This window comes from Streptococcus sp. HMSC077D04, assembly GCF_001808785.1.
Lineage (GTDB): Bacteria > Bacillota > Bacilli > Lactobacillales > Streptococcaceae > Streptococcus > Streptococcus mitis_BX.
This window is the reverse complement of record NZ_KV794476.1, coordinates 1-232: the sequence shown is the minus strand read 5'-3', so window position 1 is coordinate 232 and position 232 is coordinate 1. Positions and strand designations below refer to the sequence as shown.

Annotated in this window: 1 pseudogene; it reads left to right on the top strand. The window is 37.5% G+C overall.

What is annotated here, in order from left to right:
• Nucleotides 1-232 (top strand): annotated as a pseudogene (locus HMPREF2701_RS01475) (replication initiator protein); the annotation flags it as partial.

Sequence of the window (232 nt, the reverse complement as noted above, 5' to 3'; positions counted from 1 at the left end):
CAATCAAAAAAATTCTTAAAGAATATGACTTAATTGATGAAGTCCAACAGTCTTCAAGTGAGAAAGGAAGACTAGCTAATAAGATTTATTTAGGGGAATTGTCTTCTACCCCAGTAGCTAGTTCAAACAGGCCTAGTGTTAAAAAAAGACTAGGGCAGGTTGAAAATGAAACGGCCCCCGTCTCATATTCAGCCCCTAGTGAGACTGAAGTTAGTGAGACTAAATATAGTGA